Source organism: Gordonia hankookensis (assembly GCF_014673215.1).
GTDB lineage: Bacteria > Actinomycetota > Actinomycetes > Mycobacteriales > Mycobacteriaceae > Gordonia > Gordonia hankookensis.
In genome coordinates this window covers 623,769-635,893 of sequence record NZ_JACWMS010000001.1, presented here as the reverse complement: position 1 = coordinate 635,893, position 12,125 = coordinate 623,769, and the positions used below count along the sequence as shown (strand labels likewise).

8 protein-coding genes, 1 tRNA gene and 1 other RNA gene are annotated in these 12,125 nt (G+C 64.4%); 8 read left to right on the top strand and 2 right to left on the bottom strand.

The window, feature by feature from the left end; translation table 11 throughout:
* Positions 1-2 precede the first annotated feature (2 nt).
* Entirely contained in the window at positions 3-1,274 is a 1,272-nt protein-coding gene (locus IDF66_RS03005) for a glycoside hydrolase family 27 protein (protein ID WP_388001003.1), read from the top strand.
* A gap of 95 nt (positions 1,275-1,369) precedes the next feature.
* Positions 1,370-1,740, top strand: a transfer-messenger RNA (tmRNA) gene (gene ssrA, locus IDF66_RS03000).
* 147 nt (positions 1,741-1,887) lie between these two features.
* Here ssrA and IDF66_RS02995 read toward each other — a convergent pair.
* Positions 1,888-3,390, bottom strand: a complete 1,503-nt coding sequence (locus IDF66_RS02995) for a carboxylesterase/lipase family protein (RefSeq protein WP_190265675.1) — start codon at positions 3,388-3,390, stop codon at positions 1,888-1,890.
* 193 nt (positions 3,391-3,583) lie between these two features.
* Here IDF66_RS02995 and IDF66_RS02990 point away from each other — a divergent pair, with 193 nt between their 5' ends.
* Positions 3,584-5,380 carry a long-chain-acyl-CoA synthetase gene (locus IDF66_RS02990; RefSeq protein ID WP_190265674.1) on the top strand — a complete coding sequence of 599 codons (1,797 nt, stop codon included), beginning with the start codon at positions 3,584-3,586 and terminating at the stop codon, positions 5,378-5,380.
* On the opposite strand, the gene IDF66_RS02985 is transcribed toward IDF66_RS02990, so the two are convergent.
* Positions 5,320-6,027, bottom strand: a complete 708-nt coding sequence (locus tag IDF66_RS02985; protein WP_190265673.1) for an alpha/beta hydrolase — start codon at positions 6,025-6,027, stop codon at positions 5,320-5,322. The genes IDF66_RS02990 and IDF66_RS02985 overlap by 61 nt on opposite strands.
* Before the next feature lie 95 nt (positions 6,028-6,122).
* Between IDF66_RS02985 and pgm the strand changes: the two genes are divergently transcribed.
* The 5 genes from pgm (at position 6,123) to IDF66_RS02960 (ending at position 12,022) form a co-directional block, all read left to right on the top strand.
* The gene (pgm, locus tag IDF66_RS02980; protein WP_190265672.1) at positions 6,123-7,763 is read left to right on the top strand and encodes a phosphoglucomutase (alpha-D-glucose-1,6-bisphosphate-dependent); all 1,641 of its coding nucleotides are present in this window, start codon (positions 6,123-6,125) and stop codon (positions 7,761-7,763) included.
* A gap of 114 nt (positions 7,764-7,877) precedes the next feature.
* Positions 7,878-8,624 carry a DsbA family protein gene (locus tag IDF66_RS02975; protein ID WP_190265671.1) on the top strand — a complete coding sequence of 249 codons (747 nt, stop codon included), beginning with the start codon at positions 7,878-7,880 and terminating at the stop codon, positions 8,622-8,624.
* Positions 8,625-8,736: 112 nt separating this feature from the next.
* Positions 8,737-8,809: transfer RNA gene (locus IDF66_RS02970), tRNA-Ala, on the top strand.
* A gap of 385 nt (positions 8,810-9,194) precedes the next feature.
* Positions 9,195-11,069, top strand: coding sequence for an HsdM family class I SAM-dependent methyltransferase (locus tag IDF66_RS02965; RefSeq protein WP_190265670.1), 1,875 nt, complete (start codon positions 9,195-9,197; stop codon positions 11,067-11,069).
* Positions 11,066-12,022, top strand: coding sequence for a restriction endonuclease subunit S (locus IDF66_RS02960; protein ID WP_190265669.1), 957 nt, complete (start codon positions 11,066-11,068; stop codon positions 12,020-12,022). The genes IDF66_RS02965 and IDF66_RS02960 overlap by 4 nt, the downstream gene beginning before the upstream one ends.
* Positions 12,023-12,125: the final 103 nt, after the last annotated feature.

The window sequence follows — 12,125 nt, the reverse complement described above, 5'->3', positions numbered from 1 at the left end:
CGATTCCTCGTGCCCGGGCGACGCGCTGCCGACTTCTCTGCGTGGTGGCCGTCGGGTTGGTCGTGCTGATCGCGGCCTGCACCCCGGACCCGCCGGGTCGGATCGGCGGTGACGCGGTGGCCGTCGCCGGGTTGCCCCCGACGCCGCCGATGGGATGGAACAGCTGGAACACCTTCGGCTGCAACATCACCGAGCAGATCGTGCGGGCACAGGCCGACGCGCTCGTGTCGTCGGGTCTGCGGGACGCCGGCTACCGGTATGTGGTCGTCGACGATTGCTGGGCGGCCGATCAGCGTGCCGCCGACGGTTCGTTGCAGGCCGATCCGGCCCGGTTCCCGTCCGGGATGGCAGCACTCGGAACATATCTTCATGAGCGCGGGCTCCAGTTCGGTATCTATTCGGGCGCAAGCGAACAGACGTGCACCCAATTCCAGGGGACGCACCCGGGCTCGACCGGGAGTCGCGGGCATGAGAAGCAGGACGCGCGGACCTTCGCCGACTGGCAGGTCGACTACCTGAAATACGACTGGTGCTCAAGCGATTCCGACCACGATCATCAGGTCGAGGCGTTCACGGCGATGCGCGACGGTATCCGCGATACCGGCCGGCCGATCCTGTACAGCATCAATCCCAACAGCGGGGTGAGTGGATCCGTACCGGGCACCCGCTACGACTGGGGTGGGGTGGCGACGATGACGCGGGTCACCAACGACATCGAGCCGAAGTGGTCCACGGACACCGGGTCGTCGGGGTCCCAGGGCATCACCGACATCGTCGACGCCATCGCTCCGCTGGCGGCCCGGGTGCGACCGTCGTCGTACAACGACCCCGACATGCTGGTCGTCGGTGTGGACGGCGATCCGGGGTTGACCGTTGCGGAGCAACGGACCCAGATGTCCATGTGGGCGATGATGGCCGCCCCCCTGATGGCCGGCAACGACCTCACGCGGATGTCGCAGGCGACGATCGACATCCTGCGGAATCGGTCGATTCTCGCGATCGACCAGGACCAGCGCGTGAGCGCGGGCGCACCCGTGGACAACGATCCCGAGATCTGGGCAAGAGCAATAGGGGAGAAGGGCATCGTCGTCTCGTTGACCAACCGGGCCGGTCACCCTCGCCGGATGTCGGTGCCGTTGACGAGCTTGGGCCTGGTGGGCGACAAGACCGTGAGTGCGGTGGATGCGTGGTCCGGGAGGCGATACCAGGCCTCGGGCGGCCGGCTCAGCGCCGACGTCGGTGTCCACGACACGGTCGTCTTGCAGATCGCCTGAGCCGGGCGACCGGCCACCGCGGATACCCGGATGATTTCGTCGCCGGGCGTTGTTAGACTGAAGTGCTCACCGAGAGATCGGTGGGTTCCTGTCTCGGGGCTGATCGGTTTCGACTGCGTGCGTCGAGGTAGGGGAAGCGTGTCGGTGCAGGCTAGAGACCACCGTAAGCGTCGTAGCAACCAATTAAGCGCCGATAAGAATCAGCGCGACTACGCCCTCGCTGCCTGACAGCGACGGCTAGTCTGTCGGCCCGGGTCTGCTCCCAGCCCGGGTCCCGGCATCATCTCAGGGAGCTCACCGTCCTCGCCGGTCGCGGGTGTGGACGGGACAACCAACAGCGACTGGGATCGTCATCCTGGCTTGTTCGCGTGACCAGGAGATCCGAGTAGAGGCATAGCGGACTGCACACGGAGAAGCCCTACTGAAGCGACGGAGGACCCGGGTTCAATTCCCGGCAGCTCCACGGAAGTGCCCCACCTGTCACTCAGGTGGGGCACTTTTTTCGCCGCTTCCCGAACAGCGGCGGTGAATCGCCGAGGTATACCGACGTGACCGACTCGATGTGGTTGCCCGGGAAGATCTCGCGTCAGACACGTCGTTCGCCGGGTGGCGATCAGCGCACGCCCTCCCACGCCTCACGTTCGTCCTTGGCCGGATCGGAGACGTCGGCGACCACGTCGGCGATCAACCCCACATGCCGACCGCGCAGGTCATAGGACGTCCATCCCGGCGAACCGGTGGTGACGAAGTCGACCCAGACGCGATGCGCGGTGTCGGCAACCGTCTGTGACGGATGGTCGCCGAGGCGAGGCGCCACCGTCTCCTCGTGCAGGGTGTCGAAGACGAACGGTATCTCCGCCGCGTGCGACGCGCCGAACCCGTGGTTCGCCACCGGATCCGGATAGTCGAACCGGTACAGCCAGGTCGGCGCGCCGCCGGCCCGCACTCGTGTCTCCGTCACGCGCAATGCCGGGATGCCGAAGAACCAGTCGGTCACGACGGCGGCGACGAGATCGCCGGGGCTCGCGCCCGGACGGTTCCGCGCGTAGGTCTCGATTGCCCGCGCGTCCAGTCCGTACACCTGCGCGGTCGCGGTATAGGTCGATTCGTCGACGAGATCGATGGTCTGCGGCGCCACCAGGAACAGCCGTGCCTCGTCTCTGGTCGAGCCGGTCAGCACCGTGACGTCGGCGCCCGCGCCCTCGGCCATGGCGTCGAGAGGATGGCGCGGCAGGACATCTCCGTCGACGACAGGAGCAAAGGGCAGCAGACTCATCGCGAGGGTGCCCCACTTCTCGGGGTCTGGAGTGGTCTGCACCTCGGTCACCAGATCAGCGGCAGCGCCCACCAGCCGCTCCAGCGGCACCGCCGCGATGGCCTCACGGGTCGGTTCGACGCCGAGCGACTCGGCGAGGTACCGGGCAACCATCAGTCCCTGTTCGGGACTGATGGTGTGCGCCGTGGCACCCGACTGGGTGATCGCACGCGTGAACAGGCCACGGGCAGACGGGATCGCCAGCAGGGTGGCCACACTCATCGCCCCGGCGGATTCTCCTGCGACGGTCACCCGACCCGGGTCGCCGCCGAACGCGGTGATGTTCTCCTGTACCCATCGCAAGGCGGAGATCTGGTCCTGCAGCCCGAGATTGGCGGTGCCGTCGTCGAGGAACAGGAAGCCCTCGGCGGCCAGCCGGTAGTTCACCGACACGAGCACGACCCCGTCCCTCGCGAACGCGGTGCCGTCGTACTCGGCCACCGAGTTCGATCCGTTCATGAACGAACCGCCATGTATCCACACCAGCACCGGCCGCGCGTCGTCGAGACCGGGGGACCAGACATTCACGTTCAGGCACTCGTCGCCGTCCACGGTCACCTCGGCGAAGAGCGCCGCGTAGTGCGGCGGGTAATCACCCTTGGGTACCGTCGCACCGAACTCATCGCAGTCCCTGGGCTCCTGCCAGGTCTCCGGAGGCTGAGGGAGACGCATCCGATTGACCCCGAACGGAGCTGCCGCATAGGGGATTCCGAGGAACCGGACGACGCCGTCGGTGAGCCTGCGGCCGCGGACGGGTCCGGCCGTGGTGGTGACGACGGGACGATCGGATTCATCGGTCATGACGATCCTCCATACTGTGTGATGGTGGTCACATCAGTATCGGTCGGAGTCGCTGGATCGTCCGACGAATCGGCGATCCTCTTCTGACCACAGATGTCTTCGGATAGCCTGGCGGTCACGATTCGGGTCGGTTGTGGCGTGCGCGGGGGCGGACGTCTCGATCGGCGACAAGCGATGCTGGGGAGGAACACAGATGGCGGCAGTGACGGAGAACCGTGACCACATCGATGTGACCGGGGGAGACATCCTGCGTGGGCTGCGCGGGATCGGCAAGGACTGGCGCATCCTCGCAGGCGTGGTCCCGAAGATGATCCCCCGCCCGCTCACCCGGAGGGAGTCGGTGGGGAAGACATTCCAGGAGACGGTGGCGAAGTACCCCGAGCGCCCGTTCCTGCGGTTCCACGGCGAATCGATGACGTACCGGGAATGCAACGCCCAGGTCAATCGCTTCGCGGCGTTCCTCGCGGAGCGGGGGATCGGGCGTGGCGATGTGGTCGCCATCCTGGCCAAGAATCACCCCGACGTCGTGCTGTGCATGCTCGCAACCGTCAAACTCGGTGCCATCGCCGGCATGATCAACTTCCATCAGCGGGGCGCGGTGCTCGAGCACAGCCTCGGTCTCATCGATGCGAAAATCCTTCTGCTGCAACCAGGGCTGGAAGAAGCCGTGGAATCCGTGCCGAGCGGGTCGTTGCCTGCCGCGATCGTCGACTTCGACGATCTGAAGTCGCAGAGCGCCACACTGAGCCCCAGCGACCCGGCAGTGACCGACACCGTCCAGGCCGGGGAGACGGCGTATTACATCTTCACCTCCGGCACGACGGGATATCCCAAGGCCAGCAAGATGAGTCATCATCGGTGGCATGTCGCGATGCACGGCATCGGGGGCATGGGTGTGCGGCTGCGCCCGGACGACACCATGTATGCGGCGTTGCCCTTCTATCACAACAATGCCCTGACGGTGTCCGTGTCGGCGGCGATGCGCGCCGGCGCCTGCGTAGCGGTCGGCGAGCAGTTCTCCGCGTCCGGATTCTGGGACGACATCATCCTCAACAAGGCCACCGCGTTCTGCTACATCGGGGAGCTGTGCCGCTACCTGCTCGCACAGCCGGAAAAGCCGACCGACCGTACGCATTCGGTCCGTGTCGTGGTCGGGAACGGGCTGCGGCCGGAGATCTGGGACGAGTTCACCACACGATTCGGTATCGACCGGGTGGCCGAACTGTACGCCGCCAGTGAAGGGAACATCGGTTTCGTCAATCTCCTGGGGATTCCGAAATCGGCGGGCTTCAGTCCGCTCAAGTACGCGATCGTGGAGTTCGACGAGGAGAGTGGGGAGCCGCGCCGCGACGGCGACGGCCACGTGATCCCGGTCGGCAAGCACGGCACCGGACTCCTGCTCGGTGAGATCAACGAGCGCGCCCATTTCGACGGATACACGGACCCGAAGGCGTCGGAGAAGAAGGTCGTCGGTGATGCGGTGAAGGCCGGCGACCGCTGGTTCAACACCGGAGACGTGGTGCACGATCAGGGATTCGGCCATATCGCCTTCGTCGACCGGATCGGGGACACGTTCCGGTGGAAGGGTGAGAACGTCGCGACGACCGAGGTGGAGGCGGCACTGGACTCGTGTGATCTCGTCGATCAGTCGGTGGTGTTCGGCGTCGGCGTGCCGGGAGCGGACGGCAAAGCGGGCATGGCAGCAGTCCTGCTGGCCGACGGTGCCCCCTTCGACCCCCACAAGATCGCCGAGCATGTGCGGGAGACGTTGCCGCGCTACGCGATACCGCTGTTCATCCGGATCGTCGATCATCTCGAACACACCTCGACGTTCAAGAACGTCCGCGTCGATCTCCGAAATCAGGGGTACACCGACACCGGTGACGACCCGGTCTTCGTCCTACGGGGAAACCCCGCGACATACGAGACCTACCGGCCCGAGTACCTCGACGATGTGATCGCGTCGGCAGGGGCGAAGGTCTCCTCCTGAGCCGATGACGGGGCCGGTAGGCGACCACGGCTGAGCGCCGCGCCGACGAAATCCAGTGCGGCGCCTTGCCAGAGCCGGATGTGATCGAGCATGGCGTGGTCGCCGTCGGGCACCGGCACGAACGTGGCGTCCACGCCGCGTGCCTGCAGTTCGTGCACGCCCTTCTCGGTGCGTCGCGGGTAGGTTCGCTGGTCGGCGGTCCCGTGGATCGCCACCACGCGTACCCCGTCGTGGATGAAGCGCCAATCGGCGTACTGCCACCACGGGGCGAGGGCGAGCAGACCGACCACCCGCCGATCGGCGGCCAGCTGTGCGCCCACCCGGCCGCCCATCGAGTGCCCGATCAGCACGACCGGCACACCGGGGTGAGTACGTTCGAGGTCGTCGAGTGCGGCCCGCGCGTACGGCATCGGACTGTCCTGCCGGCCGTTCCACCCATAGACGCGATAGCGGACCTGCCGCACGCGTACCGACCGCCCGAACCGTGCCCGGATCGACCACGTGAACGGATACATCCGGAGGGCGGATGCCTGACGCGGACTGAACGGCCGGTAGCTGGAGTCGGTGCCGCCCGGCAGGACGAGGACGGCCAGTTCGGGGGATGAGCGACGTCTGACCGCAGGAGTGGGGAGTCGTGCAGATCTCATGCGGCCGGTCCTCCGTAGGTCGTTCGGACAGCCCACCGTAGCCGTTCGATCGCAGTCACCGACCGGATCGGTCCCACGATGGCAGAATTGCGGCCATGGCACACCCGCGCGCAGGAACACCGGCACTCCCCGAAGATCTGATCGATGTGACCGCCGTCGAGCGTGCCTATTACGACCGCGTCCCGGACCCGGCCGATCCGATGCAGCAGGTGTTGTTCGGTACCTCGGGGCATCGCGGGTCCAGCCTGGATTCGGCGTTCAACGAGGCGCACATCCTCGCCACCACCCAGGCGATCGTCGACTACCGGACGTCGGCAGGGATCACGGGGCCGCTGTTCATCGGGTTCGACACCCACGCATTGTCGATTCCTGCCTGGCGGAGCGCGCTCGAGGTCCTGACCGCGAACGAGGTCACCGTCTACATCGCGGAGAACGAGAAATTCACGCCGACCCCGGCGGTCAGCTTTGCGATCCTGCGCTTCAATCAGGCCAACCCGGGGGTGCTCGCGGACGGGATCGTCGTCACCCCATCTCACAATCCGCCGCGCGATGGCGGGTTCAAGTACAACCCGCCCAACGGCGGACCGGCCGACACCAGCATCACATCGGTTGTCGCGCGTCGCGCCAACGATCTGCTCGCCGCCGGCCTCGCCGGGGTCAAGCGCATCCCGTTCGAGAGAGCGCGCACGAGCGAGTACATCCGTGAGTATCCGTACACGGCGAACTATGTGGACCACCTGCACGAGGTGGTCGACATGACGGCGATCCGCGACGCCGGGGTCCACATCGGCGCCGACCCGCTCGGTGGTGCGTCGGTGGGATACTGGGCGGAGATCGGGTTCCGGTACAACCTCCAGAACCTGACCGTCGTCAACCCCACCGTGGACCCGACGTTCCGCTTCATGACCCTCGACACCGACGGCAAGATCCGGATGGACTGCTCGTCGCCCAACGCCATGGCGTCGCTGATCTCCGCGCGGGACACCTATGACATCGCGACCGGCAACGACGCGGACTCCGACCGCCACGGCATCGTCACCCCGGACGCGGGCCTGATGAATCCCAATCACTACCTCGCCGTGGCCATCGAGTATCTCTTCACCCATCGCGAGGGCTGGGGTGCCGACGCGGCGGTGGGGAAGACGTTGGTGAGTTCGTCGCTGATCGACCGCGTCGTCGGCGGTATCGGTCGGCGGCTCGTCGAGGTGCCGGTCGGGTTCAAGTGGTTCGTCGACGGACTGCTGGACGGCAGCATCGCCTTCGGTGGCGAGGAGAGCGCCGGGGCATCGTTCCTGACCTTCGACGGCGGGCCATGGTCCACCGACAAGGACGGGATCATCATGGCCCTGCTGGCGTCGGAGATGCTCGCGAAGACCGGCAAGACGCCGTCGCAGCGGTACCGCGAGCTCGCCGAGCGGTACGGGGAGAGCGCATATGCTCGCATCGACGCGCCGGCGTCGCGAGATCAGAAGGCGTTGCTGGCCAAGCTGTCCGCCGATCAGGTCAGCGCCACCGAGCTCGCCGGTGAGCCGATCACCGCGATCCTCACCGAGGCGCCCGGCAACGGCGCACCCATCGGTGGCCTCAAGGTGACCACGGAGAACGCCTGGTTCGCGGCACGTCCGTCGGGAACCGAGGACGTCTACAAGATCTATGCCGAGTCCTTCAAGGGAGCCGAACATCTCGCGACGGTGCAGGCGCAGGCGCAGGAGCTGGTCGACTCTGTTCTCGTCTGACCTGCGGCTCGTCGCAGTCCGCTCTCGTCGGCGGCCGGCCGGAGTCGACGTCATCAACCGGTCGACGACGGCTCCGATTCCCGGCGGTCGCATGAGCGATGAGAAGGTGATGGTGTGAGCGACAAGCGCAAGCCCGCGACGCCGAAAGAGACGTCGAGATATCAGCCGAGGGCCACCTCGAGCCGGACCACCTACATCCTGGCCGGCGCCGCGGTCGCGGTGATCGCCGCGCTGGTGGTCGGCGGCATCGTATGGAACAGCCACCGTGACTCCGGCGGAGTCGACGAGGCGGTGCTCAGCGAGAACGCGGCGCAGATCATCGGTGCGCCGTCGGCCCCGCAGACGATCGATGTGTTCGAGGACTTCATGTGCCCGGTGTGCCATGAGTTCGAACAGCAGTCGGGCGCCTCGATCACCACCGCGATCAACCAGGGCACGCTGCGGGTTCGCTATCACATGCTGAACTTCCTCGACAACCAGTCGTCATCGGGTGACTACTCCTCGCGGGCCGCGGGTGCCGCCCAGTGTGTGGGCGCCGGGGAGGACAAGGAGATCTTCCTCAAGTTCCATTCCGCCCTGTTCGCCAACCAGCCCAAGGAGGGCGGCGGGACGGACCTGAGCAACGCCGATCTCGCCCGCATCGCGGGCGAGCAGGGGGCATCACCCGCGACCCAGAAATGCGTCGCTGACGGCGCCAAGGTCGACGAGGCGAAAGACGCCGCCGACCAATCGGAGACCCAGCTCTCGAAGGCCACCAACGGGCAGGTCGCGACGCCGACGGTGCTGTCGGGCGGAGCACCCGTCGACGGCATCATGGACGGCACCGGATGGCTCGACGGCCTACTCGCCGACAAGGGCTGAGCGCGGCAGGCGGATTTGGCCGGAATCCCGGCGATGGTGTAGTTTTGCCCTTGCTCTTGAAACGATGTGACCACCACGGTGAGCACGTCGAAGGGCCGAGACAACTACACACGGGGCTATGGCGCAGCTGGTAGCGCACCACACTGGCAGTGTGGGGGTCAGGGGTTCGAGTCCCCTTAGCTCCACGCAAAAGGCCAGGTCAGAGCATTTTCTGACCTGGCCTTCTTCGTGTTTACGACCCGAGCGGGCCGGGAGCGGGCCAGTATGTGGAACGGCAACCAGGTCAAGGGAACCCAATCGGGAGGCTCCGGCCAACGAGGCGAGCGACCTTAACACTGCTGTTAGTTGACTTCTTGCACGCGAGACTCGATGCCACCCGAACCACTCACGTAGGGCAGCCGAGCAAGTCCGCGACGTCATCGCGAGTGGGCGACGCTCAGGAGTTCAGCTGTGTTACGCGACTGGTGCGGCGACACGCTCGGGGTCGAGTACGTCGAAGCTCAAAGCTCACCTTGCGGCAGGATGAAGTGTCCGATGATGGGAGAGTGATGAGAGACGCTGGGTATTGCGGTGGCTAACGAACGAATTACGGAGGATCTCGTCGAGGCCCACCTGCGCGACCTTGGCTACTACGACGACCCCGATGCGATAGTCGTGGAGAAGCAGCAGTCGGTTGTGCAGGACATTCGCAAGGGGCTGTCAAGGGCATCAAAGTCGGGCAAAGGGAAGGCTGCTGGCTATCCCGAATTCATCATTACCGCGACCGGCACTCCCGACATGGTTGTGCTGATCGAATGCAAGGCGGACGTCAAGCATCACGAGTCGGCTAACCGCGACCAGCCCAAAGACTTTGCAGTCGATGGGGTCCTGCACTACGCGAGGCATCTTTCGCCGGTGTACACCGTGATATCGATCGCTGTGTCGGGGACACCGCAGTCGAACGAGTGGTCGTTCTTTGTCACGCCCAAAGGCTCATCCCAAGAACATAACCTCGTTTCGCCCTCGGGTGCCGCGATCAACTCGATGGTTGGGCTTGGAGACCTGTTCGCCGCAGCATCGTTCGATCCGCAGGTCCAGCGTCAACGAGAACGCGACCTCATTGCCTTCTCGATGGAGATGCATGAGTTCATGCGCGATGAGGCCGAGCTAGAAGAGAAGGAGAAGCCGCTCGCAGTCGCGGGAACATTGATCGCCCTCAACGATCAGATCTTCGCCAAGACTTACGACTCGTACCCCGCGACCGAGCTCCCCGAGTTTTGGATCCAGTCGATCAAGCGAGTGATCCGCGACGCGAAGCTGCCTGTCGCCAAGCTTGAAAATATGACGCAACCGTTCACTGGCATTCAGGTTCATCCTGAGCTACGCAAGCCGACCAAGGGCTACCCAAAGGGGCTGCTGAACGAGATTGTCACGATGCTCGCCGACAAGGTGATGCCGTTTCTCACGATCTATCACGACTTCGACGTCGTAGGAGCGTTCTATGGCGAGTTCCTCAAGTACACCGGTGGCGACGGGAAGGGGCTCGGCATCGTCCTGACGCCTCGACATGTCACGGAGCTTTTCGGACTAGTCGCGAACGTTAGCAAGGACGACAAGGTCCTCGATATCTGTGCCGGTACTGGCGGGTTCCTCATTTCGTCGATGGTGCAGATGATTAAGACGGCCACGACTGAGGCCGAGGTCGACGACATCAAGAAGTACCGATTGATTGGCGTCGAGCAGAACCCGAGCATGTATGCCCTAGGTGCGTCGAACATGATTCTGCGAGGGGATGGCAAGGCAAACCTCTACCAGGGGTCGTGCTTCGATACGGCGATCGCCAAGGGTGTAAAGGCGCATACGGCCAACATCGGGATGGTCAATCCGCCGTACGCGAAGTCGAAGGAGGACCTTCACGAGCTGCGGTTCGTTGAGCAAATGCTCGACTGCCTAGCGCCTGGCGGAACAGGAATCGCGATTGTTCCGGTGTCTTGCGCCACCGCGCCAAGCGTTCACAAGAAGAACCTCATGAAGAAGCACACGCTCGAAGCCGTAATGTCGATGCCCTCGGAAGCCTTCTACCCCGTCGGGGTCATCACCTGCATCATGGTCTTCAAGGCACATGAGCCCCATGCGAAGACGAACCGAAAGACATGGTTCGGGTACTGGCGTGAGGATACGTTCGTCAAGGTGAAGAACCTGGGCCGGGTTGACAAGAATGGAACGTGGCCAGGCGTTCGTGACCGTTGGGTCGAGCTGTATCGTAACCGTGAGGTACACGCGGGCGAATCTGTCATGCAGCGCGTTGATGCCGAGGATGAGTGGGTTGCTGAGGCTTACATGGAAACAGACTACTCGCTCCTCGATGCTTCGGATTACCAGCGTGTCCTGTTCGACTATGCGCTGTTCTCGCTGAGTAACTCCCTGCCCGAGCAGGACGAAGTCGCGTCAGGAACTGACGAGTGACCACGTTGGCGCAGCTCTTCGATATCGGGTATGGGAACAAGCTCGACATGAACAAGATGGTGGCAGCGACTCGTGCAGACGGCGTGGCATTCGTTGGACGAATCGGCGGACTGAACGGCAAGTCGGGGGTCGCCGGGTTTGTGAAGCGAATTCCGGGGGTCGAGCCTTACCCCGCTGGATCACTCACGGTCGCTCTGGGCGGATCGCGCCTGCTTTCAGCTTATGTTCAGCAGATGCCCTTCTACACGGCGCAGAACGTCGCGGTGCTCCGTCCGAAGAATTCGATGATGACCCTGAAGGAGCGTCTGTACTACGCGATGTGCATTCGAGCGAACGCGTTTCGCTACAGTGCATTTGGACGCGAAGCTAATCGCACGCTGGGAACGCTGGTGGTGCCCGACGAGATCCCACGGTGGGTGGGACAGGCATCGATGCCTAGCCTCTCACTGGATGAGGTGGCCGACATGGGCCTCGTGACCGGCGCCTACATCGGTTCCTACGACGGCCTTGTGCCTGTCTCGGAGCTGTTTGAGATCGACGGCGGTCATGCTCTGACGCTAAGTAAGTTGACCCCGGTGGCTGCGCCAGATGGGGTCAACTTCGTTAGCAGGAAGGCCAAGGACAACGGTATTGCCGGGCGAGTAGCGGTCCCACAAGGTGTGACACCCGCGAAGGCGGGAACGTTGTCGGTAGCGTTAGGGGCGACACCGCTCGCGACGTTCCTTCATAACGAGCCGTATGTCACTGCCTTCCACGTCGCGGTGTTGACGCCGAAGCTAGCGATGTCGACCGGTGAGCTGTTGTGGTGGAAGCTCGCGATTGAGGCGAACAAGTATCGCTATTCATACGGACGACAAGCAAATAGAACGTTGGCCGCGTTGCTCGTCCCAGCCGCTCCTCCTCCATTCGTCGCTGAGGTTCTGACGAAGCGTGCATCGTCGGCTCGATCTTGAGGCGACGTTCGTTTGTGACTCCGCCCTGCGGGGAGATCCCGAGTCCACGAGATAGGGGCACCCCCAGTAGCGCCTGCCATCGAGACCGTACTCTGCGTAGCCG